Origin of the sequence: Noviherbaspirillum sp. L7-7A (genome assembly GCF_019052805.1) — a bacterium.
GTDB lineage: Bacteria > Pseudomonadota > Gammaproteobacteria > Burkholderiales > Burkholderiaceae_D > Noviherbaspirillum_A.
The window spans coordinates 2,259,577-2,285,412 of record NZ_JAHQRJ010000001.1; the positions used below are offsets into that span (position 1 = coordinate 2,259,577).

At 63.5% G+C, this 25,836-nt stretch carries 21 protein-coding genes; 10 read left to right on the forward strand and 11 right to left on the reverse strand.

Features of this window, described 5'->3' with window-relative positions; all coding sequences use genetic code 11:
- Positions 1-11: 11 nt before the first annotated feature.
- The 3 genes from KTQ42_RS10310 to KTQ42_RS10320 form a co-directional block, all read right to left on the reverse strand.
- A complete protein-coding gene (locus tag KTQ42_RS10310) occupies positions 12-1,058 on the reverse strand; it encodes an aromatic ring-hydroxylating dioxygenase subunit alpha (protein WP_217345415.1) in 1,047 nt (348 codons plus the stop codon).
- An 89-nt stretch (positions 1,059-1,147) separates the two neighbouring features.
- Positions 1,148-2,140, reverse strand: a complete 993-nt coding sequence (locus KTQ42_RS10315; protein WP_217345416.1) for an ABC transporter substrate-binding protein — start codon at positions 2,138-2,140, stop codon at positions 1,148-1,150.
- Positions 2,141-3,211: 1,071 nt separating this feature from the next.
- Complete coding sequence (locus tag KTQ42_RS10320) at positions 3,212-4,735, reverse strand: MDR family MFS transporter (protein WP_217345417.1); 1,524 nt, start codon at positions 4,733-4,735, stop codon at positions 3,212-3,214.
- A 206-nt stretch (positions 4,736-4,941) separates the two neighbouring features.
- On the opposite strand from KTQ42_RS10320, the gene KTQ42_RS10325 reads away from it, so the two are divergent.
- Positions 4,942-5,823: a Ku protein gene (locus tag KTQ42_RS10325; protein WP_217345418.1), complete on the forward strand. Its 882-nt coding sequence runs from the start codon at positions 4,942-4,944 to the stop codon at positions 5,821-5,823.
- Positions 5,820-8,429, forward strand: coding sequence for a DNA ligase D (ligD, locus tag KTQ42_RS10330; RefSeq protein WP_217345419.1), 2,610 nt, complete (start codon positions 5,820-5,822; stop codon positions 8,427-8,429). Before KTQ42_RS10325 ends, ligD begins: the two co-directional genes overlap by 4 nt.
- 77 nt (positions 8,430-8,506) lie before the next feature.
- Here the strand turns inward: ligD and boxA are convergent, their stop codons facing one another.
- From boxA to KTQ42_RS10360, 6 genes are all read right to left on the reverse strand, one after another.
- Entirely contained in the window at positions 8,507-9,754 is a 1,248-nt protein-coding gene (gene boxA / locus KTQ42_RS10335) for a benzoyl-CoA 2,3-epoxidase subunit BoxA (protein WP_217345420.1), read from the reverse strand.
- 48 nt (positions 9,755-9,802) lie between these two features.
- Positions 9,803-11,230: a benzoyl-CoA 2,3-epoxidase subunit BoxB gene (boxB, locus tag KTQ42_RS10340; protein ID WP_217345421.1), complete on the reverse strand. Its 1,428-nt coding sequence runs from the start codon at positions 11,228-11,230 to the stop codon at positions 9,803-9,805.
- Positions 11,231-11,282: 52 nt separating this feature from the next.
- Complete coding sequence (boxC, locus tag KTQ42_RS10345; protein WP_217345422.1) at positions 11,283-12,941, reverse strand: 2,3-epoxybenzoyl-CoA dihydrolase; 1,659 nt, start codon at positions 12,939-12,941, stop codon at positions 11,283-11,285.
- Positions 12,942-13,149: 208 nt separating this feature from the next.
- Positions 13,150-14,034 carry a hypothetical protein gene (locus KTQ42_RS10350; protein WP_217345423.1) on the reverse strand — a complete coding sequence of 295 codons (885 nt, stop codon included), beginning with the start codon at positions 14,032-14,034 and terminating at the stop codon, positions 13,150-13,152.
- A 109-nt stretch (positions 14,035-14,143) separates the two neighbouring features.
- On the reverse strand, positions 14,144-14,968 hold the full coding sequence (locus KTQ42_RS10355; RefSeq protein ID WP_217345424.1) for a hypothetical protein: 825 nt from the start codon (positions 14,966-14,968) through the stop codon (positions 14,144-14,146).
- 244 nt (positions 14,969-15,212) lie between these two features.
- Entirely contained in the window at positions 15,213-16,112 is a 900-nt protein-coding gene (locus KTQ42_RS10360) for a helix-turn-helix transcriptional regulator (protein WP_217345425.1), read from the reverse strand.
- Positions 16,113-16,301: 189 nt separating this feature from the next.
- Here KTQ42_RS10360 and KTQ42_RS10365 point away from each other — a divergent pair, with 189 nt between their 5' ends.
- From KTQ42_RS10365 to KTQ42_RS10380, 4 genes are all read left to right on the forward strand, one after another.
- The gene (locus tag KTQ42_RS10365) at positions 16,302-16,772 is read left to right on the forward strand and encodes a DUF4863 family protein (RefSeq protein WP_217345426.1); all 471 of its coding nucleotides are present in this window, start codon (positions 16,302-16,304) and stop codon (positions 16,770-16,772) included.
- A gap of 105 nt (positions 16,773-16,877) precedes the next feature.
- A complete protein-coding gene (locus KTQ42_RS10370) occupies positions 16,878-18,443 on the forward strand; it encodes a benzoate-CoA ligase family protein (RefSeq protein ID WP_217345427.1) in 1,566 nt (521 codons plus the stop codon).
- 2 nt (positions 18,444-18,445) lie between these two features.
- Complete coding sequence (locus tag KTQ42_RS10375) at positions 18,446-19,252, forward strand: alpha/beta hydrolase (protein WP_217345428.1); 807 nt, start codon at positions 18,446-18,448, stop codon at positions 19,250-19,252.
- A gap of 65 nt (positions 19,253-19,317) precedes the next feature.
- Positions 19,318-20,487 carry an ABC transporter substrate-binding protein gene (locus KTQ42_RS10380; protein ID WP_217345429.1) on the forward strand — a complete coding sequence of 390 codons (1,170 nt, stop codon included), beginning with the start codon at positions 19,318-19,320 and terminating at the stop codon, positions 20,485-20,487.
- Between the two features lie 55 nt (positions 20,488-20,542).
- On the opposite strand, the gene KTQ42_RS10385 is transcribed toward KTQ42_RS10380, so the two are convergent.
- A complete protein-coding gene (locus tag KTQ42_RS10385) occupies positions 20,543-20,932 on the reverse strand; it encodes a hypothetical protein (protein ID WP_217345430.1) in 390 nt (129 codons plus the stop codon).
- Positions 20,933-21,811: 879 nt separating this feature from the next.
- On the opposite strand from KTQ42_RS10385, the gene KTQ42_RS10390 reads away from it, so the two are divergent.
- From KTQ42_RS10390 to KTQ42_RS10405, 4 genes are read left to right on the forward strand one after another with little or no spacing between them, the layout of a single operon-like run.
- On the forward strand, positions 21,812-22,684 hold the full coding sequence (locus tag KTQ42_RS10390) for a branched-chain amino acid ABC transporter permease (RefSeq protein ID WP_194712353.1): 873 nt from the start codon (positions 21,812-21,814) through the stop codon (positions 22,682-22,684).
- 2 nt (positions 22,685-22,686) lie between these two features.
- Positions 22,687-23,709: a branched-chain amino acid ABC transporter permease gene (locus KTQ42_RS10395; RefSeq protein ID WP_249222712.1), complete on the forward strand. Its 1,023-nt coding sequence runs from the start codon at positions 22,687-22,689 to the stop codon at positions 23,707-23,709.
- Positions 23,699-24,466 (forward strand): ABC transporter ATP-binding protein, encoded by a 768-nt coding sequence (locus KTQ42_RS10400; RefSeq protein WP_217345431.1) that lies wholly within the window; start codon positions 23,699-23,701, stop codon positions 24,464-24,466. Before KTQ42_RS10395 ends, KTQ42_RS10400 begins: the two co-directional genes overlap by 11 nt.
- A 7-nt stretch (positions 24,467-24,473) precedes the next feature.
- Complete coding sequence (locus KTQ42_RS10405) at positions 24,474-25,175, forward strand: ABC transporter ATP-binding protein (protein ID WP_217345432.1); 702 nt, start codon at positions 24,474-24,476, stop codon at positions 25,173-25,175.
- Between the two features lie 130 nt (positions 25,176-25,305).
- Here the strand turns inward: KTQ42_RS10405 and KTQ42_RS10410 are convergent, their stop codons facing one another.
- Positions 25,306-25,728 (reverse strand): GNAT family N-acetyltransferase, encoded by a 423-nt coding sequence (locus KTQ42_RS10410; RefSeq protein WP_217345433.1) that lies wholly within the window; start codon positions 25,726-25,728, stop codon positions 25,306-25,308.
- Positions 25,729-25,836 lie beyond the last annotated feature (108 nt).

Consider the following 25,836-nt stretch of genomic DNA (forward strand, 5'->3'; position numbering starts at 1 on the left):
ATGCCTGCCTCCTAGGACTGCCTGACCGGTATCTGGGTCGACACGCGGAACACTTCCTCTTCGCCTTCGCGCTGCAGCAGCTCCAGCAGCATCTTGCGCATCAGCAGGCCCGGCTTGTCCGACTCCATGTGGAATTCCTGGCGCCGGCGGGTATCCATGCAGGCATCGGGATCGGTCGCTTCAAGGATCTCGCGGTCCTCGTCCGTGATCGGACGGTCCCAATCGATGAGCTCCTGGGTCGGGCAGTCTTCCTCGCTGTCGTTGCGGTACAGCCATTGCGCCAGCATCATGGTGTCGTCATCGATCGGCGTGGCGCAGTTGTAGATGATGTGATGGCGGCCCGACGCCGGGTACACGCAGCCGAAGCGGCGCGAGAACGGCATGAACCAGCGGTTGACCAGATGGCGCTCGGTCACAGGCTCGGTGGTGCCGGTGATGCGGTGGCTCTGCTCGGGATTGCGGATCGGCACATGGGTCTCGGCCTCGAAGCCCCACTCGTTCGGCCGGAACTCGTATTTCGATGGCAGCGGCTTGTCGATCATCCCGAAATTGGCCTTGTGCACAAAGCTGAAATGGGAATTGTCGAAGGAGTTCTCCATCATGCGGAACGGGCTGGTGTTCCACTTCTGGTAGAACTGGTGGATGCGGCGGTAGGCCGGATCGCCCTCTTCCGGGAAGTGGGGTATCGGCTGCAGCGGCTCGTCCAGCGCGACCCAGGCATAGCCGTACTTTTCCTCGCAGCGATAGGACGGCACGCAGGCGCCGCGCGGTATGTTGCCGTCGGGGTTCTGCGGAATGCGCACGCAGGCGCCTTCGCCGTTATAGGTCCAGCCGTGGTAGCCGCAGACGATATTGCCGTGTTCGACAAAGCCCTTGGAGAGTTTCGCGGTGCGGTGGCAGCAGCGGTCCTTCAGCGCGGCCGGCTTGCCGTCTTCCTTCAGGAACAGCACGATATCCTCGCCCATCAGCCGGAATGGCCTGGGGCCATCCTGCAGGTGCGCAACCGGCATGATCGCGTACCAGAATTTCCTGAGCACTTTCTGCTTGGTGGTCAACATCTTCATCACTCCTCTTGCTGGCGGGCCCTGCCCGCCCCGGCCGGCGCGCCGTTGTTGGTCGCCTTCGCCGGACTAATGCAGCTACATCATTACGGCATGACCTTCAGGTCTTTCACGAACTGGGTGGTATAGGCCTTCTTCCAGTCGGCCTCGGCCTTGAGCAGGCCGGCCTCCACCATGAAGTCATAGGTCTTCTTCCAGCGCGCGTCCGACATCGTGCCTATGCCCTGCTTCGACGCATCGCCGCCGCCCACGAAGTTGTATTCCTTGAGCTTCTCCATTGCGAAGGCGAGCTGGTCATCCTTCATGTTCGGGTTTTCCTGCTTGATCAGGACGTTGGCCGCGGCCGGGTCGGCCATATAGCTCTTCCAGCCTTCCATGCTGGCTTTCACGAAGCGTGCCACCACATCCGGCTTGTCCTGCACCGTCTTGTTCATGGTGACGATGGTGGTGCCATAAGGCGGATAGCCGTCATTGGCGAACAGGAAGAACTTCGACTTCACGCCGGCCTTCATTGCCTGGAAGGGTTCGGACGATGGATAGGCCTGCTGCGCGGTATTGGCGTCGGCCATGAAGGGCTGCAGGTTGAAGGTGTAAGGGCGCGATTGCGCATCGGTCAGGCTGTAGCGGCTCTTGAGCCACGGCCACCAGGTGGTGCGGCCCGAGGTCGACACCAGCACGGTCTTGTTGTTCTTCAGGTCGGCCAGGCCATTGACGTCGTCATGGGTCAGCATGCCCTGCAGATCGGTCTGAAACGATGCGGCGACGGTGGTCACCGGCAGGCCCTGCTCCACGCTCTTCAGCACTTGCAGGTCATAGCCCATCAGGAAATCGGCCTGGCCGCTGGTGAGCAGCTGCATGCCATTGACCTGGGGACCGCCCATCTTGATGGTTACATCGAGTCCATGCTTCTGATAGATGCCCTTGGCCAGCGCCTGGTAAAAGCCGCCGTGCTCGGCTTGCGCATACCAGGACGTCAGGAAGGTCACCTTGTCGGCAGCGAGGGCGCTTGCGGCGGTAAGCGTCAGCAGCAGGCCACAGGCGGCATGCCGCAGCCGACGGAATGAGGGCGTCGTAGTCATGTTGATGTTTTCTTTCTGAGAAGGGGCAAGGAAGAAAAGCCGCAGCCATGTGGCCGGGCGGGACGTGCGGAAAAGGGTGTCACAGCATTCATTGCATCTCTCTCTTGAATTCAGGATGGCCCGATATCAAGCGCCCACCAGCGATGGACGCGCGGATCTCTCCGCAAGAGCAATGCCCCGCATTCCAGAGGCTGGAACGCTAGCCGCTTCTACCCTGCCTTTGCCGTTGCAAGGGCTGTGCCAGGGGAATGGAGGGGGATTTAGGGGCGTGATGCACGGTTGTGGAGCGGTATGCACCGTGGTGGGACGGGAGGAGCCGTTGCCGTTGCCGTTGCCGTTGCTTTTGAAGTAGCCGTTGCCGTTAAGTCCCGTTGAGCGCGCCGTGACGGCGATGCCTGAAGCGGATAAGGTGCGGCGTCTGTCTGAGCGAAGCGCAGCGTAGCGAGTTTAGCCGCGCCCCGCTTCAGGCGTCGCCGGCACGGGGACCACGCGCAGCGGGGCGCGATCACCGGGTCGCCTTTTCTTGCCTACTTCTTTTGGCGAAGCAAAAGAAGTAGGTCGCCTGCCGGGGCGAACACCCGGCCTGGTCATGACGACAGTGCAGTGGGCTTGTTTCACCCGGCGTAAAGACGTCACTGCGAAGCAGCAGTTGCCTTTGACGTTTGCAGTTCGCAGTTTGCTTAGAAACGTCAACGTCAACGTCAACGTCGACAGTGCTGCCCGTGCCTTGCCGGGTGACGCAACACCGCTGCACTGCCGTGGAGACAAGCCGGGAGTCCGTCCCGGCGGCCGGGTTACTTTTTTGCTCCGCCAAAAAAGTAACCAAAAAAGGCGGCCCCGGTGATCGCGCCCCGCTGCGCGGGGTGCCCGTGGCAGCGGTACCCGGAGCGGGGCGCGGCTAAACTCGCTACGCTCCGCTTCGCTCAGACAGACGCCGCACCTTATCCGCTCCGGGCACCGCTGACACGGCGCGCTCAACGGGAGTTGAAAAGCAGCTGCAACTGCAACTCTCCGTGGCATGACATCTGTCCGGAAGATCGTCTCCGCCAACGCCTCCCGTGATACGCCACATCAATGCCCGCCAGGCCCGGCCAGCACCGTATCCGGCAGCCGCCACGCAAACAGAAACGAGAAGCACGACAGGGCCGCGCTGATAAAGAAGATATGGCTGAACGACTGGCTGACCGCCGCCGCCACCCGCAGGCGCTCGTCGCCGGACAGCCTCGCCAGCGCGCCGCCGACCAGGTCCTTCATCATTTCGCCGCCGCCCACCGTGCCCGCCAGGTCCGGCGCGCTGGCCTGCAGCGCCGACAGCAGCATCGCCGTCAGCACCGCCACGCTGATGGCCGCGCCCAGCGAACGCGAGAAGGCCGCGGTGGCCGTGGCCACGCCGATGTCGCGTCGCGCCACCGCGCTTTGCACCGCCACCAGCGCGGTCGGAAACTGCAGGCCGATGCCCACGCCGATGGCCACCATCAGCACGCCGCCGAGCAGGTACCGTTCCGGCCCGAGCAGGCCCAGGCCGGCGATGCCAAAGGGCACGATGGCCGCGCCAATGCGCTGCAGCGGCCGGAAGCGGCCGGTGCGCGCCATCAGCTGGCCGCCGGTGTAGGCGCCCAGCGGAATGGCCAGCGTCAGCGGCACCAGCTGCAGCGCCGCGCCGTCGGCGCCGCTGCCGGTCAGCATCTGCAGGCGCAGCGGGATCAGCACCGACAGCGAGACCACCTGCGCGAAGGCAATAAACAGGATGCCGCAGCACAGCACCACCGTGGGAATGCGAAACAGATAGAGCGGCAGGATGGGCTCGGCGGCCAGCGCCTGCTGGCGCAGGAAGACGGCCAGCACGGCCAGCGCGCCGCCGAACAGCGCCAGGTTGCGCGTTTCGTCCCAGGACACGCCCTGGCCGATGCGGGTGATGCCAACCAGCAGCGCGGTCAGGCCGACCGACAGCAGCAGCGCGCCGAGATAATCGATGCGGCGCTCCACCCGCGGTGGCGACAGCGTGGCCAGCGCCCGGCGCGATACCAAGAATGCCGCCAGGCCGAGCGGCAGGTTGATCCAGAACACCCAGCGCCAAGACAGGTAGTGCGTAAGCAGCCCGCCCAGCAGCGGCCCGGCGACGCTGGCCACCGCATAGGTGCCGCTGACGTAGCCCTGGTAGCGGCCGCGTTCGCGTGGCGACACCACGTCGGCGATGATGCCCTGCGAGATCGAGATCAGGCCGCCGCCGCCTATGCCCTGCAGCACACGCCCTATCACCAGCATCGCCATCGAGGTCGACAGCGCACACACGACCGAAGCCGCCAGGAAGATGCCGATCGACACCGACAGCATCAGCCGCCGGCCGTAGAGGTCGCCAAGCTTGCCGTAGATCGGCGTGATCACCGCCACCGCCACAAGGTAGCCCGATACCACCCAGGCCAGCCAGGCAAAGCCGCCCAGCTCGGCCGACAGCACCGGCAGGGCAACCGAGATGATGGTCTGGTCCAGCGCGCCCATCAGGATGGCGAGCAGCACGCCAATGATGATGGAGCGGACCTGGGCATGGGTGAAGGCGGGGCGTTCGGCTGCGGCGGGCTGGGACAGATCGGTCATGATGCGTGGATGGCGGACGCGGGTTGCATGGCGAGGCGGCAAGTATCGCAGATTGATGCGGCTGGCGTATTGCGCAGGGCTGCACGGTCTCCCTCCCTTTGCAGCAACGTTTGTCATTCCTACATTGTTTTCAGAAATTGTCCTATGGCGCCCCGGGCTGCCCTGCCCTAGCCTGAAATGGGGCAGAGTAGAACAAGGAGAACGCCATGCAGAGAAGCCTTTGGAAAGGCGCGATCAGCTTCGGCCTGGTTCACATCCCGGTGCAGATGTTTTCCGCCGAAGACCGTGGCCACGAACTCGATCTCACCATGCTGGACAAGCGGGACTTCGCGCCGATCGGCTACAAGCGGATCAACAAGGACACCGGCAAGGAAGTCGAGTGGGACGACATCGTCAAGGGCTACGAATACGAGAAGGACCATTTCGTCGTGCTGTCGCCGGAAGACCTGCGGCGCGCCAATGTCGAAGCCACCCAGACGGTGGACATCATGACCTTCGTCGATGCGGCCGAGGTGCCGGTGGTGTATTTCGAGCATCCCTATTACCTGACGCCCGACAAGGGCGGCGAAAAGGTCTATGCACTGCTGCGGGAGGCGCTGGCCCGTTCCGGCATGATGGGCATTGCCCAGGTGGTGATACGCGCCCGCCAGCACCTGGTCGCGCTGCTGCCCATGGGCGACATGATCGTGATGAACACGCTGCGCTACAACGACGAGATCCGCGCAATCGACGACTTCGAACTGCCGCGCAGCAATAGCCGGAAGCTGGCCCTGCAGGAAAAGGAAATCGAGATGGCGCTGGCCCTGGTCAAGGGCATGGCCGGCGATTTCGAGCCCGAGCAATATCACGACACCTACCGCGAAGACGTGCTGGCGCTGGTGCAGCGCAAGATCAAGGCCAACCAGACCAGGCTCATCACGCCGTCCGAAGAGGAAGAGGAAGCGCCGGCCCGTGGCGACAATATCGTGGACCTGATGGCGCTGCTGCGGGAAAGCGTCAACAGCCGCGGCAAGGCGCCTGCGAAGAAGGGGCCCGCCAAGAAGGCGGCAAACCATGAACCCGCCAGGAAAACCCGGGCCCGCGCATGACACTGGACAAGTACATCGCAAAGCGCGACTTCAACAAGACGCCGGAACCACGCGGCGAAGTGGCCCAACCCGGCGCCAGGCTGTCCTTCGTGATCCAGAAGCATGCGGCCAGCAAGCTGCACTACGACTTCCGGCTGGAGCTGGACGGCACGCTCAAGAGCTGGGCCATCCCCAGGGGCCCGAGCCTGGACCCCAGGGAAAAGCGGCTGGCGGTCCATGTGGAAGACCACCCGGTTTCGTATGGCAGCTTCGAAGGCACCATACCGGCGCATGAATACGGCGGCGGCGAAGTGATCGTATGGGACCGTGGCAGCTGGACGCCGGTCGGCGACCCGGCCGAAGGCTATCGCAAGGGCCACCTGAAGTTCAGGCTGGAGGGCGAAAAGCTCTCTGGCGGCTGGGCCCTGCTGCGCATGCGCAGGCCGGGCTCGGACAAGGACAACTGGCTGCTGGTCAAGGAACGCGATGAGTCAGCGCGCGAAGGCAAGGAAGCCGAGGTCACGGAGCTGCTGCCCGACAGCGTGTTGTCTGGCAGGAGCGTTGGCAAGGCGGCGCGAACAGCCCCTGCGAAAACCGGGAAAGCCCTGAAAGCCGAGGCACAAGCCCGCTCCGCGGCCGCCCCCAAGGCGGCGAAGCGAGCCGGTCCCGCCAAAACCGGCCAGGGCGTCAAGGCGCCGCTGCCGGCAATGCTGGAGCCGCAGCTGGCCACGCTGACCGACCGCGCGCCGGAAGGCGACGACTGGCTGGCCGAGATCAAGTTCGACGGCTACCGCGCCCTGTGCCGCATCGACAAGGGCAAGGCGGTGTTCTATACCCGCGCCGGCAATGACTGGACCGCAAAGTGGCCGGACATTGCAGAAGCCGCAACGCAATTGCCGGCCGAGACTGCCTGGCTCGATGGCGAAGTGGTGGCGCTGGATGAACAGGGCAATGTCAGCTTTCAAATGCTGCAGAACATGGCGCAGCACCGCGGCCGCCTGGCCTACTATGCGTTCGACCTGCCTTACCTGAACGGCTATGACCTGCGCGCGATGCCGCTGTCCCAGCGCAAGGAACTGCTGCGCACGCTGCTGGAAAAGGCCGACCCGGCCGGCCCGGTGCGCTACAGCGACCATCTGCAGGGCAAGGTCGCCGACGCTTTCTCGCATGCCTGCATGCATGGCCTGGAAGGCATCATGGTCAAGCGCGCCGATGCGCCCTATGCCGCCACCCGCACTGAAAGCTGGCTCAAGGTCAAGTGCCAGCAGCGCCAGGAATTCGTGGTGGGCGGCTATACCGACCCGGCCGGCAAGCGCGAGAAGTTCGGCGCGCTGCTTTTGGGCGTGTTCGAGGACGATGGCAGCCTGCGCTATGTGGGCCGGGTGGGCACCGGCTTCAATGCCGACACCCTGCGGGCCCTGCACAAGGACTTCACCGATCTGGCCACCGACGCGCCGCCCTTCCGCGATCCGCCGAAAAAGCGCGGCACCCCAGGCCTGCACTGGCTGCAGCCCAAACTGATCGCCGAAGTGAAATTTGCGCAATGGACCAATGACGGCCTGATCCGCCAGGGCGCCTTCATGGGCATGCGCAGCGACAAGCCCGCCGGCGAGATCCGCCAGGAGCGGCCGGTGCCGGTGGAAGAGGCGGAGCGGCATGCGCGGGAAGAAACCGGCGACGCCGCGCCAGCCAACACCCGCGTCAAGCGCAGCGCAGGCCGCGACAAGCCCGCGCCCGACCAGGCGGTAGTCGCCGGCGTCAGGCTCAGCCATGCGACCCGGATACTGTTCAGCGAGGCCCGCGTCACCAAGCTGGACCTGGCCCATTATTACGAGGACATCGCCGACTGGATCCTGCCCCACCTGAAGCAGCGGCCGCTGACGCTCGTGCGCTGCCCGCAGGGCCATCACTGCTTCTTCCAGAAGCATGCGAACGAGACCACGGCAGAAGGCGTGGGCCGCATCGAGGTGCCTACCGGCGGCGCCACCGCAACCTACATGAGCGCCGGCACCCTGCCCGGCCTGATCAGCCTGGTGCAGATGGGCGTGCTGGAACTGCATACCTGGGGCGCCCGCGAAGGCCATCTGGACCGGCCCGACCGCATGATCTTCGACCTCGACCCGGATGCCGGCCTGGAATGGAAGCAGGTGGTGGAAGGCGCGCAGCTGGTGCGCTCCCTGCTGCGGGACATCGGCCTGACCAGCTTCGTCAAGACGACGGGCGGCAAGGGCCTGCATGTGGTGGTGCCGCTGGCGCCGCGGCATACATGGGACGAGGTCAAGGCGTTCTCGAAAGCGGTGGCGGCGCAGCTGGAGCAGGTGCTGCCTGACCGCTTCATCGCCAACATGAGCAAGGCCAGGCGTAGCGGCAGGATCTTCGTCGATTACCTGCGCAATGCGTCGGAAGCGACCGCGGTGGCGGCCTATTCCACCCGTGCCAAGCCGCATGCGGCGGTGTCGACGCCGCTGCATTGGGACGAGCTGGCCGACAGCAGCCTGCGCTCGGATCATTACACCGTGCTGAACCTGCGGCAGCGGCTGGCCAGCTTGAAGCAGGACCCGTGGGCGGACTACTTCAAGGTGAAGCAGGAAATCAGCAGGAAGATGCGGGACGCGTTCGAGGCGTAACGCCGAAAGCCTGCGCTGCAGCTGCCGTTGACGGAACGCAGGCGCAGCCCAGCCTGAACCGGCTGGCCGCCTCGGGTTCAATAGGTTTCAACGTGGAAGCGCCCTTCCTTCACCATCTTCGCATGCACCGCAGCCCAGTCCATGCCGGCCGCGCTGCAGGCTTCGCGCAGCGCCTCCATCACGCCGGCCTCCATGCCCTTCAAGCCGCAGATGTAGACATAGGTGTCGCCGCCAAGCAGCGCCGTCACCGCCGCGCCGGCCTCGCGTATCTTGTCCTGCACATAGGCGCGCGGCTGGTCGGGCTGGCGCGAAAAGGCCAGGTGCATGTCGATGAACGCCGGCGGCAACTTGAGCAGCGGGCCGAAGTACGGCAGCTCCTCGGGCGTCCTGGCGCCGAAGAACAGCATCAGCTTGCCGTCCAGCGGCTGGCCCTTGGCAAACATGCGGCGACGGTGCTCGGTCATGGCGCGCATCGGCGCCGAGCCGGTGCCGGTGCAGATCATCAGGATGTTGGAGCCGGCATGGTTGGGCATGAGGTAGTTGGCGCCGAACGGGCCGGTCACCTGCACCTGCTCGCCCTTCTGCAGGTCGCACAGGTAATTGGAGCCGACGCCTCTGACCGCCTTGCCGTCATGGTCCGACACCACACGCTTTACCGTCAGCGACAGGTTGTTGTAGCCTTCGCGCTCGCCGCTGCGCGGGCTGGCCACCGAGTACATGCGGATGTAGTGCGGCTTGCCGTTCTCGTCCACGCCGGGCGGGATGATGCCGATCGACTGGCCTTCCAGTATCGGGAAGAACTGGTTGCCGAAATCCAGCACGATGTGATGGATGTCGCTCTCGGTGTCGGCCGCCGTGAGCCGGTAATTGCCGGCGACGGTGGCCGTCACCGGGTTCTTGTTCAGGTAGAGATTGATGTAGGGATGGGCAGCCGACCATGGCGCGATTGCCGAAGTAGGCGACACCGCGGCATTGATCTGCATGCCGTCGGCAAGCGCCTGCTCCACCGCGGTTTCGGCGGGCGTTTCCACAGCGCTGTCTTCCGGCACTTCCTGCTGAACCGGCAGCTCGTCCCAGCTGAATTGTTCTTCCAGGCTGTAGGCCGCGGTCCTGGGCAGGGTGCGCCAGTGGTCGATCGAGCCGGTGGGGCAAGGCGAGATGCAGGCATTGCAGCCATTGCAGATCGCCGGGTCGACCACGTAGTTGCGGCTGTCATGGGTGATCGCGTCGATCGGGCAGGTCTCTTCGCAGGTGTTGCAGCGTATGCAGACCTCGGGATCGATCAGGTGCTGGCGGATCAGGACAATCTGTTCGGGAGCGTTCATGGGGCTGATTCCATCAAAGGCGCGCCCAAAGGCGCGCCTGTGCATTGCTTAATTGAAGCGTACGTACTCGAAATCGACCGGCTGGCGGTTGATGCCCACCGGCGGCGGCGCGATCCAGTTGGCCATCTTGCCCGGCTCGACCACGCGGCCCATCAGCGATGCGACATAGGCCCGGTCTTCCTCGCTGGGCAGCCAGTTGCGCACATTCGCCGCCCATTCGGCTTCTGAGATCACGCGGCCGTCCGGCGATATCTTCTGGCTGGCGAAGGTGCCGATATGGCGGTTGAATGCCTTGTGCGGCGTGACCAGGCGGAAGGCCAGGCCGGCCTTTTCCAGCACCCGGTTCCAGCGCGCCACGCCTGCCACCGAGTCGCGGATGTAGTCGTCGCGCAGCACTTCGTTCAGGGCATTCAGCATCGGCACTTCCCGCTCGACCAGCTGGCCGTTGGCGATGTCGAGGATCTTGTACTGGTTGTTTTTCAGCAGATGGTCGTCGTCGCGCTTGGTCTCTTCATAGCGGCCCTTGAGGCCCGTGCTGTAGAAGGTCGCCGCGTTGGACGACTGGTCGGCGCCGAACAGGTCGATGGTCACGCTGAAATGGAAGTTCAGGTAGCGCTGTATGGTCGGCAGGTCGATCACGCCATGCTTCCTGACCTCTTCCGGGTCCTCGATGCCATGCTGCTTCATGATGGCGGCGGTGCGCGAGAGCACGCGGGAAATGCCCGACTCGCCCACGAACATGTGATGCGCTTCCTCGGTCAGCATGAAGCGGCAGGTGCGCGACAGCGGATCGAAGCCCGATTCCGACAGCGCATTCAACTGGAACTTGCCGTCGCGGTCGGTGAAGTAGGTGAACATGTAGAAGGCCAGCCAGTCCGGCGTTTCCTCGTTGAAGGCTTCGAGGATGCGCGGATTGTCCTGGTCGCCGGAATTGCGCTGCAGCAGGGCTTCGGCTTCCTCGCGGCCGTCGCGGCCGAAGTACTTGTGCAGCAGGTAGACCATGGCCCACAGGTGGCGGCCCTCTTCCACGTTGATCTGGAACAGGTTGCGCAGGTCATAGTTGGACGGCGCGGTCAGGCCCAGGTGGCGCTGCTGCTCGACCGATGCCGGCTCGGTGTCGCCTTGCGTCACGATCATGCGGCGCAGGTTGGCGCGGTGCTCGCCCGGCACTTCCTGCCAGGCCGACTCGCCCTTGTGCTCGCCGAAGTTGACCTTGCGGTTTTCGTCCTGCTGGGCCAGGAAGATGCCCCAGCGGTAGTCCGGCATCTTCACATGGTCGAAGTTGGCCCAGCCTTCCGGGGTCACATTGATGGCGGTGCGCAGATAGACGTCGAAACCGTTGGAGCCGTCCGGCCCCATGTCGCGCCACCATTGCAGGTAGTTGGGCTGCCAGTGTTCCAGCGCGCGCTGCAGGGTGCGGTCTTCCGACAGGTTGACGTTGTTCGGGATCTTTTCGCTGTAGTCGATTGTGCTCACAATATTTCCCTTTAAAGAGAGGCTGCTGCGGATGTACTGGTTGTTGATTCGGTTAAACGCGGTTCATGTCGAACTGGGCCTTGTTGCCGCTGCCGTAGACCTTCAGCGCGCCCAGCTCGCCCACCGCGTTCGGACGGATGAAGATCCAGTTCTGCCAGGCGGTGAGGCGGCCGAAGATGCGGGTCTCCATGGTCTCCGGGCCGTTGAAGCGCAGGTTGGCTTCCAGGCCGGTCAGGGCGTCCGGCGACATGCTGGCGCGCTCCTCGATCACCATGCGGGTTTCGTCGGCCCAGTCGATGTCGTCGGGGTTGGAGGTGATCAGGCCGAGCGCCATCGCCTGGTCGGCGTCGAGCGGCTGGCCCAGGGCCTCGCGCACCTTCGCAATGGCGGCCTCGTCGTCATAGAAGCGGCGCTGCAGGCGTGACTGGTGCGTGACCATGGGCAGCAGGCCGAAATTCAGTTCGGAGGCTGCGATCTTCGGCGCCTTCTCCGGGCTGTCCGGCAGCGCCAGCATGTAGATGCGGTCGGCCGACAGCGCCACTTCCAGCAGCGAGCCGGCGAAGCAGGAGCCTTCCTCGATCAGCGCAAACAGCGAGCGGGAGGACACGTCCAGACGGGCAAAGGTGCGGCGCATCAGGCCCATGGTCTGGCGCACCAGCCAGTGCGACTGGTTGGCCAGCATCACGGCATCGGCTTCCAGCACGGCCTGCACGTCGCCCTCGGTCTTGAGCAGCCAGGTGCCGATGTCGAGTTCATTGGTGCGCATGTGCAGGATCGCATTGTCGAGTTCGCGTGCCATCTGCAGCGGCCACCAGTGCACGCCGGCTTCCTCGATGGCGGCAACCGTCGTTGGCTGCGGGCCTTTCGGGCCGCGCACCGTCAGCACTGCATTGCGGGCGGCGCGGTCGATGGCCACGCTCACATGCTCGTAGTCGATGCCGTTCTCGCCGACGGTGCGATTGAGCGGCGTGAGCTTGACGCCGCGGCCATCGGCCGGACGGTCGCTCAGTGCCGCCAGTTCCTGGGCGCGCTTCTGCACGGCTTCCTTGAATTGGGCCGGCTTGGCGATCGCATCGACCAGCTTCCAGTCCACCGCCCGCTGGCCGCGCACGCCTTCGGACGTGGTGCAGAAGATGTCGGCATGGTCGTGGCGCACTTTCCTTTTGTCGGTCAGACGGGTCAGGCCGCCGGTGCCCGGCAGCACGCCCAGCAGCGGCACTTCCGGCAGGCTGACCGACGAGGAGCGGTCATCCACCAGAATGATTTCATCGCAGGCCGCCGCCAGCTCATAGCCGCCGCCGGCGCAGGCGCCATTGACCGCGGCAATGAACTTCAGCCCTTCATGGCGGCTGGAATCCTCCAGGCCGTTGCGGGTTTCATTGGTGAATTTGCAGAAGTTGACTTTCCAGGCATGGCTGGACTTGCCCAGCATGAAGATATTGGCGCCGGAGCAGAAGATGCGGTCCCTGGCGCTGGTGATCACCACCGTCTTGACTTCCGGATGCTCGAAGCGAATGCGCTGCACGGCATCGTTGAGTTCGATATCGACGCCCAGGTCGTAGGAATTGAGCTTCAGTTTGTAGCCTTCGCGCAGGCCGCCGTCCTCGTTCACATTCATCGTCAGCGTCGCCACCGGGCCATCGCAGGCCAGCGTCCAGTGCTTGTACTGCTCGGGGGAAGTTTGATAATCGACTTGCGGCGAAGTGCTCATGACGTCATCCTTGAAAGCAATATGGTGCATTAACGAAGTAGTGAACGCACTATATTGCATCAATGGGGGTGAGTCAAGAATTTAAATGCAGGTAAGTTCGGGAGCCGGCCAGGCCGATCCAGGAAACTGCCGGTCAGGCAAAAGCTTGAATATCTCGCTGCTGGAAATTCGTTATTGTGTTCAGACGTGCCATCTCTCTGGCAAGGATCTACCTCAGTATCGATGGCTTGAGATCGGTCAAGCCGTAGAACGAATTTGGAAGTTGCTGTTCCGGAAACTGATCTCCAAACATGGGGGCGGCGATCTTGAGTATCTCGCCTATGGCCCACCCCTGCAATGAATGGAAACCTGATGGATGCCCTGCTTCCTTGTCACCTTTTAATCTTGTACTTGCGCTGAGCCACAAGCTGCAAAACTTCAGGCCTTCATCGATAACAGACCTTTGGACGGCAGATAGGCTTTCCGTCCCTATGGAACTCAACTGTGTAAGAAGTAATGCGAACCGAGCAAACCAAGTGAACCCCGATTCAAAATCGGCTTCGGTAATGTGTGTTCCCACACCAAGATGCTGACGGACCAAGCGCATGTCATGTTCATAGTAAGCCTGGCTGGCAAGGAACAGCATACCTTCACCCCCACGCTTCAAAACAATGCTGCGACTGGACGCTTTTCCATTTTCCTTTTCATTCAGGGCAGTAGACGCGATCTCCAGCATTGTGACGAGACGGCGAGTGTCACGCTCCTCCATCTTTTTCGCAGCCTCATCCACCGTCATCATTTCCGGCAAATGGGTATGGCCTTCCTGTGCATTTGATGTTTTCTGAAGAATCCCAGGGACACGTTTATTGATTTCCTCCACAGCCAAACGGTTCTGAGCGGATTTGTCAAAGAAGTTGATCATTCGGTCAACAATGTTTTCCTTCCCTGTGCGCACGAACAGGACCAAAACCTTGGTCCGCTGGCCGCGGTCATCCGTTTTCCCGACGTAGCGCGCTCTGAGACTAGAAGCGCCATAGGTTTCCCGGGTGTCTTCGATGAAGCCCCTTATGCAACGCGCGCTGGCGCTGGAGAGTTCCAATGTAGTGAAGTGCATATAAACATCCCTCAGTACCTAATGCTGGCAACTAAAAAAACCGGCTTGCCCTGATGCTTAACATGTTCAACGCAGGGGTTCCAAAGACGTACCTGTCTCCATTCAAGACTTATCTAAAGGGATCGGGGCAGGTCGCGCTGAACGAAGCAAGCAGCCAGTCAATCGCAGCGAGTTCAGGAAAATCCCTGATGAGCCTGCCATGCGATACCGGCTTGTTGCGCACGCTAATGTTCCAATTCATTGCAAACTTGTGCACACCGCTGATAAGGTCCTGTGCCTGCTGCTTATCGAGCGTCTGGATTACAGTTGGGTTTTGCTTCAGTAATAGCGAAATCAATTTCTCGACCGGCGCAAATGCAGCGATGACTTCATGCTGCGCCTTGTCATCCTTGCCCGGCTTACCCAGCAAAAATTGCGGCAAGCGTATTAGCCAATGGGCGCAAAGATTCGATTTCTCCAGCAACGACAAACCGCGACTGACATGTTCTCGCGAGGAGAGGCGTGCTACGGCACGCTTGCGTAAATTAATGAGCGCCCGCTTCTGTTCATCCAGAGTGGACGCGAGTGGATCAAGCATTGACTTGGCCGACGCCACGGACAAACACATCGGCGCCGCAATGCTTTGCAGATCTGATTTCAGATCCTTTGCTGAAGAGTGTGGAACGGCGTCAAATACGACTTTAGCGGCCAGCAAACGCTGCTCTTTCCGGTTCCAGGTATTGGTCAGCCATTGAAGCACACACTCTGGTCCGGCCCGAACAAACAAAACGGTGAACTTGTGACAAGTCCCATCCTTTCCGACAACCGTTTCTTCAACGGCACGCAGATTGCGCGCCCCCGAAAAACCGGACGTCTGCTCGACAGCGCGTAGAAAGGCCAATATCTCCAGAGGCCTTGTGCCCGGCGCGATCTTGAGAGATGGACGATTAGACAAGGGAGCCTCCTGTCAGCACCACATGTGCCGGATCAATGTGGGTAAGAATCTCTGGCTGAGTTATCCCCGAGACCGTACGCGCAGCCTGCGAGCCAGCATAAGGGCACAAGAGGCTTTCCCCAAGGTGATTCTGATCAATGGAAAAGCGGCAACATCGCCATATCAACTGATGCAACCGCTCATCCATGTCGAAGGAGCAGGTGCCTTACAGGGGGAGTAACTGGATACGTACCTTGCGTTCCCCTCAAGCCGCCCCCTTCTCCCCCGCCAGCGCCTTCCCGCGCAACTGCTCCGTCAACCCGACAAACGCCGCTTCCTGCGTGATGTCGCTCGTATCAAAGGTCAGATCCGCCTTCGAATAGAACTGCGCCCGGCTGTCGAGGATGTTCTTCAGGTCGTCCATCGCTTCCCGGTTGCCCGACATCGGACGCTTGTCGCCCTGCGCCAGCACCCGCTCCATGTGCTCCTCGGGCGTGGCCTTGAGCCAGACCGTATAGCAGTGCGACAGCAGCAGGTTGAAGGACGCCGGGTCGGAGACGATGCCGCCGGGCGTGGCGATCACCGCGGTGGGAAAGCGCCGTATCGCGTCTTCCAGCGCCCGGTATTCATAGCGGCGATAGGCATTGGCGCCGTACAGCGCATGGATCTCGGCGATGCTGCAGCCGGCCAGCGCCTCGATCTGCCGGTTCAGTTCGACGAAGGGCACCATCCAGGTGTCGGCCAGCATCTGGCCCAGCGTGGACTTGCCGGCGCCTCGCAGGCCCACCAGCGCCACCCGCTGGCGACGGGCGCTTTCGCTGGTGGGCGTCTCGAACAGGTCGGTCATTGCGGCGCGCGCCTGGGCCAGTTCGGCCTCGGAGCGGCCGCGCAGGATCTCGCGGATCATCAGCCATTCCGGCGAGGAAGCGGTCTCGTCGCCGATCATCTCGGCCAGCGTGCAGTTGAGCACCAGGGTCAGCTGCCGCAGGAACTGGATGGATGCATTGCCTACGCCCGACTCCACATTGGCCAGATGGCGCTCGGACACATCGGCCAGCCTGGCCAGCGCCTTGCGCGTCATGCCGCGCCGGGCGCGCAGGGTCTTGAGCCGCTCGCCCAGGGTAATCAGGAAAGGGTCCTTGATTGGGTCGGATAAGTCCGTCATGCTGTTTTTGCCCTTGATTGCAGCCCGCCAGGGCCAGTCGCATTATTGCGATGAATTATATTATGACTCGCGGTATTGACCGTTGCAAGATAATGCATGTACACTCAATTTTAGATGCAATATAAGTTACGATCTTAACAAAAATAAAGGCACTCACTATAAGCGAAGTGCTGTCCGAGGAGAACCTGCGTGGATGTTCAACAGTTCCAGCAACTCGTCAGCGGTCTGACGTCGGAAATCGCCGGCGCGCCGCTCGATGCATCGCTCGAGGCCCATCTGAATGCCGACCACGGCCCCGGCAGCGATACCTATGAAGCGCTGTTCGCTGCCTGCCAGGCAGGCGTCGCCGAAGGCTGGCTCTGCAACCGTGAAGGCGGCGGCATCAAGTACGGACGGGTACTCAAGGCCACCGACGCCACCCACGGTTTCTCGGTGGACGTGGTCGACATGCAGGACCTGGCCGGCCCGCATCACAGCCACCCGAACGGCGAGATCGACCTGATCATGCCGCTCACGCCCGGCGCCCGTTTCGACGGCCAGCCTGCCGGCTGGTGCGTCTATGAAGCCGGCAGCGCCCACCACCCGACCGTGACCGAAGGCCGGGCGCTGGTTCTGTACCTGCTGCCGCAAGGTTCGATCCAGTTCACCGCCGCGGCCTGAACATGACCATTCCGCTGCGCCCATGCATTGCCGCGTTGCCGGCGCAGCGCCGCCGGTAACTGCCGGCGGCATCGCATCAAGACTACAGCCGCTGGAGGAGACACCATGCAGCACACCATCAAGCAGCCGCCCGAGCGGTTCAATTTCGCGCAATACATCCTGGAAGTGAACCGCGACCGCGCCGGCAAGCCGGCCTATATCGATGACCGTGAAACCCTGAGCTACGGCGAACTTGACGAACGGGTGCGCCGCTTTGCGGCCGGCCTGCTGGCGCTTGGCCTGCGGCCCGAAGAACGGGTGCTGGTGATCATGCACGACACCACCGACATGCCGGTGGCGCTCTTGGGCGCGATGTACGCCGGCGTCGTGCCGGTGCCGGTCAACACCCTGCTGCCGGCGGCCGACTATGCCTACATGCTGGGCCATTGCAGCGCACGCGTGGTGCTGGCGTCGGCCGGCTTGCTGCCAGTGGTGCAGGACGCCATCGCCCAGTCGGGCAGGCAGCCGCAGCTGGTGGTGTCGGGCGATGCGCAGCCACTGCCCGATGGCGCAATCGGCTTCAACACGCTGTTCGACGCCCGGCCGCTGCCCGAAGGCAGCCATGCCGACACCCATGCCGACGGCTTTGCCTTCTGGCTCTACTCCTCCGGATCGACCGGCCGGCCCAAGGGCACGGTGCATTCCCATGCCAACCTGTACTGGACTGCCGAGCTGTATGGCAAGCCGGTGCTAGGCGTGCGGGAGGACGACGTGGTGTTCTCGGCGGCCAAGCTGTTTTTCGCGTATGGCCTGGGCAATGGCCTGACCTTCCCGCTGTCGGTCGGCGCCACCACGATATTGATGGCCGAGCGGCCGACGCCGCAGGCCGTCTTCAGGCGCCTGGTCCAGCACAAGCCCACGGTGTTCGCCGGCGTGCCCACGCTGTATGTTGGCATGCTGGCCTCGCCCGAGCTGCCGGCGCGCGAGCAGGTGGCGCTGCGCATCTGCGCCTCGGCCGGCGAAATGCTGCCGCGCGAAGTCGGCGAGCGCTTCCGCGACCATTTCGGCGCCGACATCCTCGATGGCCTGGGCTCGACCGAGATGCTGCATATCTTCCTGTCAAACCGCAGCGGCGACGTGCGCTATGGCGTCACCGGCAAGCCGGTGGAAGGCTATGACATCGAACTGCGCGACGAACAGGGCAAGCCGGTTGCGGTCGGCGAGGTCGGCGACCTGTACATTCGCGGCCCGAGCGCTGCGCTGATGTACTGGACCAACCGCGACAAGACCCGCGCCACCTTCCAGGGCGAGTGGGTCAGGAGCGGCGACAAGTATGTGCAGGATGCCGAGGGCTACTACACCTATGCCGGCCGCAGCGACGACATGCTGAAGGTCAGCGGGCAGTATGTCTCGCCGATCGAGGTCGAGTCGGCGCTGATTGCCCATCCGGCGGTGCTGGAATGCGCGGTGGTGGGCAAGCCCGATGAACAGGGCCTGACCAAGACCATGGCCTATGTGGTGCCGCGCGCCGGCCAGGCCGCCGACGACGCGCTGTGCACCGAGCTGAAGGCCTTCGTCAAGGGCCGGCTGGCGCCGCACAAGTACCCGCGCGACATCATCTTCGTGGAAGACCTGCCCAAGACCGCCACCGGCAAGATACAGCGCTTCAAGCTGCGCGCGCTGGAGGCATGAGGATGGCCGAGCAGAATCCCGCCCTCGCCTCTTCCTTCGTGCAGCTGGACTGGCGCGGCCGGCCGCTGTCGCTGGAATACCAGTGGGTCGGCAGCGGCGATGCGAGCCGGCCGGTGGTGGTGTTCCTGCACGAGGGCCTGGGCTCGGTGGCGATGTGGAAGGACTTCCCGCAGCGCTTCTGCGACGGGCATGGCTTGCGCGGCCTGGTCTATTCCCGTTATGGCTATGGCGAGTCGACGCCGCGCCCGGAACACGAGCGCTGGGCGCCCGACTTCATGCACCGCCAGGCGCGGGAGGTGCTGCCTGCGCTGCTCGGCGCGCTGGGCATCGAGCGGCCCTGGCTGTTCGGCCATAGCGACGGCGGCTCGATCGCGCTTTTGCATGCGGCAAGCTTTGCAGAACACCTGCGCGGTGTTATCGTCCTCGCTCCGCATATCTTCGTCGAGGACATCAGCGTGACCAGCATTGCGGCGGCCCGCGAAGCCTATTTGTCGCAGGGCCTGCGCGAGCGGCTGGCGCGCTACCACGCCGATGTCGATTCGGCCTTCTGGGGCTGGAACGACATCTGGCTGGACCCCGCCTTCCGCGACTGGAACATTGAGGCCGAGGTGGCGCGCATCCGCTGCCCGGTGCTGGCGATCCAGGGCAAGGACGATGAATACGGCACGCTGGAACAGGTCCATGGCATTGCCCGCAAGGCGCCGCAGACCGAGGTGCTGGTGCTGCCGCAATGCGGGCATTCGCCCCACCGCGACCAGCCGGCGGCGTTGAGCAGGGAAGCTGGCAGATTCATCAGCGGCCTGGCCTGAGGAAGCCTGGCAAACGGCATTCACACATTCTTACAACAAACAAGAACGTCCTATCAGGAGACATCATGCAGATCACATTCACGCCCGTACGCCTGGCCATCGCCGCCGCAGTGCTTGCCCTGGGCAGCCAGGCCCACGCGCAGAACGCGCCGATCAAGGTCGGCCTGATGCTGCCGGCCACCGGCACCTTCGCCAATCTCGGCACGATGATCGAGAACGGTTTCAAGCTGTATGTCGCCGAGCAGGGCGGCAAGCTGGGCGGCCAGGAAGTGCAGTACTTCAAGGTCGATGACGAATCCGACCCGGCCAAGGCCGCCGACAACGTCAACAAGCTGATCAAGCGCGACCAGGTCGACGTGCTGGTGGGCACCGTGCATTCCGGCGTGGCGCAGACCATGGCCAAGGCGGCGAAGGAGTCGAACACGCTGCTGATCGTGCCCAATGCCGGCGCCGACGTCGTCACCGGCCCGATGTGCGCGAAGAATATCTTCCGCAGCTCCTTCTCCAACTGGCAGCCGGCCTATGCGATGGGCAAGGTCGCGGCCGAGCGCGGCCACAAGAAGGTGGTCACCATCACCTGGAACTATGCGGCCGGCAATGAATCGGTGAAGGGCTTCACCGAAGGCTTCGAGGCTGCCGGCGGCAAGGTCACCCAGGCGCTGACCCTGCCCTTTCCCAACGTCGAATTCCAGGCGCTCCTGACGCAGATCGCGGCGCAGAAGCCGGACGCGGTGTATGCCTTCTTCGCCGGCGGCGGCGCGGTGAAGTTCGTCAAGGACTATGCAGCCGCCGGCCTGATGAAGAGCGCCCCGCTGTACGGCCCGGGCTTCCTGACCGACGGCACGCTGGAAGCGCAGGGCGAGGCCGCGCAGGGCATGTACACCACGCTGCACTATGCCGACAACCTCAACACCCCGCGCGACAACGCCTTCCGCCTGGCCTTTGCCAAGGCGTACAAGGTCAATGCCGACGTCTATGCGGTGCAGGGCTATGATGCAGCGCAGATGCTGGCGGCGGGCCTGAAGGCGGCCGGCGGCGACATCAAGAACCGGGACAAGCTGGTGGCTGGCATGGAGAAGGCAGAGATCGACAGCCCGCGCGGCAAGTTCAAGCTGTCGTCCGCGCATAATCCGGTGCAGGATGTGTATCTGCGCCAGGTGAAGGGCAACCTGAACGAGGTCAAGGGCGTGGCGGTGAAGGCGCTTGCCGATCCGGCCAAGGGATGCAAGATGTAATGGCGGTGGTGGCGGCCCGTGGGCACGGGCTGTTGCCTTGTAGAGGTAGCAAATGTCATTGCAGGCGCTGTTGTTTTTGAAGTACGCGTAGCGACAGTTGCAGTCGCTTTTGAAGTGGCAGTCGTAGGGTGGAATACCCCGAAGGGGCATTCCACGGATGGTGAACCAAGGAAGTCGGCTGAGAATGCGATCCCAGTTTGCGACCAGCGTGCAATGCCCTTCGGGTATTGCACCCTACGAAGGGGTTGATGTGTGGGGTGCGTTTGCAGTGCGCGCAGCGACAGTTGCCGTTGCCGTTGCCGTTGCCGTTGCCGTTGCCGTTGCCGTTGCCGTTGCCGTTGCCGTTGCCGTTGCCGTTGCCGTTGCCGTTGCCGTTGCCGTTGCCGTTGCCGTTGCCGTTGCCGTTGCCGTTGCCTTTGACGTTGCCTTTGACGTGGCAGTTCAAGTCCCGTTGAGCGCGCCGTGACGGCGATGCCTGAAGCGGATAAGGTGCGGCGTCTGTCTGAGCGAAGCGCAGCGTAGCGAGTTTAGCCGCGCCCCGCTTCAGGCATCGCCGTCACGGGGACCCCGCGCAGCGGGGCGCGATCACCGGGTCGCCTTTTCTTGCCTACTTCTTTTGGCGAAGCAAAAGAAGTAGGTCGCCTGCCGGGGCGAACACCCGGCCTGGTCATGACGACAGTGCAGTGGCGTTGTTTCACCCGGCGTAAAGGCGTCACTGCGAAGCAGCAGTTGCTTTTGAAGTTCGCAGTTCGCATCGTAACGACGAACGTCAAAGACGACAACGACAGTGCTGCCCGTGCCTCGCCAGGTGACGCAATGCGGCTGCACTGCCGTGGAGACAAGCCGGGAGTCCGTCCCGGCGGCCGGGTTACTTTTTTTGCTTCGCCAAAAAAAGTAACCAAAAAAAGGCGACCCGGTGATCGCGCCCCGCTGCGCGGGGTTCCCGTGTCAGCGGTACCCGGAGCGGGGCGCGGCTAAACTCGCTACGCTGCGCTGCGCTCAGACAGACGCCGCACCTTATCCGCTCCGGGCACCGCTGACACGGCGCACTCAACGGGAGTTAAAAAGCAACGGCAACGGCAACGGCAACGGTCGCTGCGCGTAACTGCAACTGCAACTGCAACTGCCATTTTGGTAGGGTGTAATACCCCGACAGGGGCATTACACCATTCGTCGATCAAGGAAGACGGCCGACAATGTCATCCCGGTTTGCGAAAGGCCGTGCAATGCCCTTCGGGTATTGCACCCTACGAAACCACGACGTATGAAACTTTCGAGGCACTGGTAATACTGTCAATTTGACTCACAGCTAACCATCAACATCATGGACCTCCCCACTTTTCTCATCCAGTGCCTCAACGCCATTCAGTACGGCCTGCTGCTGTTCCTGGTCGCCAGCGGCCTGACGCTGATCTTCGGCATCATGGGCGTGATCAATCTTGCCCACGGCAGCTTCTACATGATCGGCGCCTACATGGCCTTCGCCCTCGCGCCCCTGTTCGGCGACCAGTTCATCCTGCAGCTGCTGGCCGGCATCGTGCTGGCGGTGATCCTGGGCTTCGTGCTGGAATGGGTGTTCTTCAGCTACCTGTACCAGCGCGACCACCTGCAGCAGGTGCTGATGACCTATGCGCTGATTCTGGTGTTCGAGGAAGTGCGCAGCATGTTGTTCGGCAATGACGTGCATGGCGTCACCGCCCCGCCCTGGCTGTCCGGCGGCATCTCGCTCGGCGGCATGATGACCTATCCGGTCTATAACCTGTTTGCCTCGGCGGCCTGCATCGTCGTCGCCATCGGGCTGTACTTCGTGGTCAACCGCACCCGCCTGGGCATGATGATCCGCGCCGGCGCCAGCAACCGCGACATGGTGCGCGGGCTGGGCATCAATATCCGGCTGCTGTACCGCATCGTGTTCGCCGCCGGCGTCGCGCTGGCCGCGCTCGCCGGCATGATCGCCGCGCCCGCCGCGTCGGTGTATCCGGGCATGGGCGGGCAAATCCTGATCATCTGCTTCGTGGTGGTGGTGATCGGCGGCATCGGGTCGATTTCCGGCGCCCTCATTGCCGCGCTGCTGGTAGGCTTTGTCGACACCTTCGGCAAGGTGTTTTTCGCGCAATACAGCGGCATCAGCGTCTACCTGCTGATGGCGCTGATCCTGATCTGGCGGCCGGAAGGCCTGAAGAGCAAAGGTTACTGATCATGAACAGCACGCCACTTTCCCTGCCCATGGCCCGCGCCTCGCGCCGCGGCCTGCAAGCCTCGCTGCTGCCGCTGGCGGTCGCCCTGCTGCTGGCCGCCCTGCCCGCCTTCATGTCCTCGTACAGCGCCGACCTGGTGCTGCGCATTATGGTTTATGCCATCTTCGCGCTGAGCCTGGAACTGCTGGTCGGCACCACCGGCCTGGTCAGCCTCGGCCATGCCGGCTTCTTCGGCATTGCCGCCTATGTCACGGTGCTGGCCTCCGGCGACAATGCCGCGTCGGTGTTCTGGCTGCTGCCGGCATCCATGCTGGCGGCCGGGCTGTATGCGCTGGTCACCGGCGCGCTCAGCCTGCGCACCCGCGGCGTGTACTTCATCATGGTCACGCTGGCCTTCGCGCAGATGGCCTACTTCGTGTTCCACGACACGCCGGTCGGCGGCGGCAGCGACGGCATTTTCCTGACCTCGCGCCCGGTGCTGGCACTGGGCGGCATCACGCTGCTCGACCTGGAAAAGTCCGGCCACGTGTACTACCTGGCGTTGGCCTGCCTGGTCGGCACCTATGCGCTGCTGGCCGCGGTGCTGCGCTCGCGCTTCGGCCATGCGCTGGCCGGCATACGCATCAATGAGCAGCGCATGCGCGCGGCGGGCTTCAACACCTATTTCTACAAGCTGGCCGCCTTCGTGCTGGCGGCGATGCTGGCCGGCGTCGCCGGCTTCCTGATGGCGGCCAAGAATGGCGCGGTCAATCCGGAGCTGCTGTCCTGGCATGAGTCGGGCGGCGTGCTGATGATGATTATCCTGGGCGGCATGGGCAGCCTGCGCGGCGCGGTGCTGGGCGCGGTGGCCTTCGTGCTGCTGAAGGAGTTCTATGCATCGTCGGCCATCTTCGGCGCCTTCGCCGAGCGCTGGCAGCTGACGCTGGGCCTGACCATGATCCTGTTCGTGGCCCTCTTGCCGCAGGGCCTGATCGGCCTGACGCGCCGTTTCAAACGCTCACCGGAGTCGCATCATGCGCACTGAAAAAACCGCTGCCACGCCCCTGCTGCAGGCCGGATCGCTGACCCGCCGCTTCGGCGGGCTGACCGCCGTGCGCAATGTGTCGATCGACCTGCACATCGGCGAACTGCATGCCGTGATCGGCACCAATGGCGCCGGCAAGTCCACCCTGATCAACATGCTCTCCGGCGAGATCCCGGCGTCCGAAGGCGTGCTGAAGTTCGACGGCGTGGATGCCACCGCCTGGCCGCAGCCCAGGCGCTCGCGCGCCGGCATCGGCCGCAGCTACCAGCGCACCACCATCTTCCCGCAGTTCTCGGTGCTGGAAAACTGCCGCCTGACCGCGCAGGCCGCGCTGCAGCGGCCCTGGCACCTGTGGCAGTCGGCCCGCGACTGCGCGCACAGCACGGGCATAGCGCACGAGGTGCTGGAAGTGGCGGGGCTGGCGGCCTTTGCCGACCGCCCGGCCGGCAGCATGAGCCATGGCCAGAAGCGCCAGCTGGAGATCGCGATGTGCCTGGCGACCCGCCCGCGGGTGCTGCTGCTCGACGAGCCGCTGGCCGGCATGGGCGCCGAGGAATCCGAGCGCATGCTGTCGCTGCTGGAACGCCTCAAGCGCGACCATGCGGTGCTGCTGGTGGAGCACGACATGGACGCGGTGTTCCGCGTGGCCGACAGGATCACCGTGATGGTCAACGGCGAAGTCATCGCCAGCGACATTCCCGACAACATCCGCACCAATCCCGACGTCCAGACCGCCTACCTGGGCGAGGCCCACTGATATCGCCATGCTAGAACTCACCGGAATCAACACCTACTACGGCGACAGCCACATCCTGCAGGGCGTGGACCTGCATATCCCCGCCGGCCGCGCCGTGGGCCTGCTGGGCCGCAACGGCATGGGCAAGACCACGCTGATCCGCTCGCTGATGGGCTACGTGCCCATGGCCGGCGGCAAGGTGGTCTGGAACGGGCGCGACGTCACCGGCTGGCCGCCGGAAAAGATGGCGCGGCTGGGCATCGGCTACGTGCCGGAAGGGCGCGGCATCTTCCCCAACCTGTCGGTGAAGGAAAACCTGATCATGAGCGCGCGGCCCGGCGTGGACGGCGGCAACGCATGGACCTACGACCGGGTGCTGTCGCTGTTCCCGCGCCTGACCGAGCGGCTGGACAACGGCGGCGCGCAGCTCTCGGGCGGCGAGCAGCAGATGCTCTCCATCGGCCGCGCGCTGATGACCAACCCGACGCTGATGATCCTCGATGAAGCCACCGAGGGCCTGGCGCCGCTGATCGTGCAGGAAATCTGGCGCGTGATCGGGCAGATACGCGAGACCGGCATCAGCACGCTGATCGTGGACCGCAATTACCGGATGGTGCTGGCCAATACGGACCTGGCGGCGGTGATGGAGAAGGGGCGCATCGTGCTGGCGGGCGAGTCGGCGGGGCTGGCGCAGGATCATGAGGCGCTGACGCGGTACCTGGGGGTGTAGGCGCGCCGCATGCGTTGAAATCGCGCAGCGATGGTTGTCGGCCACGCCGGGCTGGCAGTCAAACGCTGCTAGGCTTTTGCCAGTGCACGGTGGCGGCGCATCGCCGTTCCTACCCTGGCAAATTGCCGCTCTACCTTAATGCCCGGCTGCAGGCAACCAGGCTTGCCCTTGGTTTTACGCCATGTTTGGCAAAGAAACGCTCCTCTCCCGTCAACGCATCCGCGTAGATATCCGTGTGTCCGGACTTTTCAAGCACCAGCGCCATCAGCCTGCTTCCGATTCCGCGTTTGCGCCACGACGGCGCAACGCACAATTCGGCAATCCATGAGCACATTCCGCCATCGGTAAGCACCCGTGCCAGACCAACGAGGTTGTTGTCGCCGTCCAGAGCGAAGTACCTGTAGCTACCGGGCGCCAGGAAAGCCGCCGCAAGGCCGCTGTCTTGCAGATTGTCGGCCACGCAACCAAAGCCCGTGCTGGCGTAACACCTTGCGACATCGGAAAAAGCGACGCAATCGTCCTGCATGGTAAAGCGGATGTCCATCACACTCATATTTCGATCCTTTTGGGATGATAAAGACCTGTTGGGCTATTGCGGCCTGCTGCATTGCCAGTGGTTCGGTACCAGAAGAGCCAAGAAGGATCACGCAATACGGAGCCT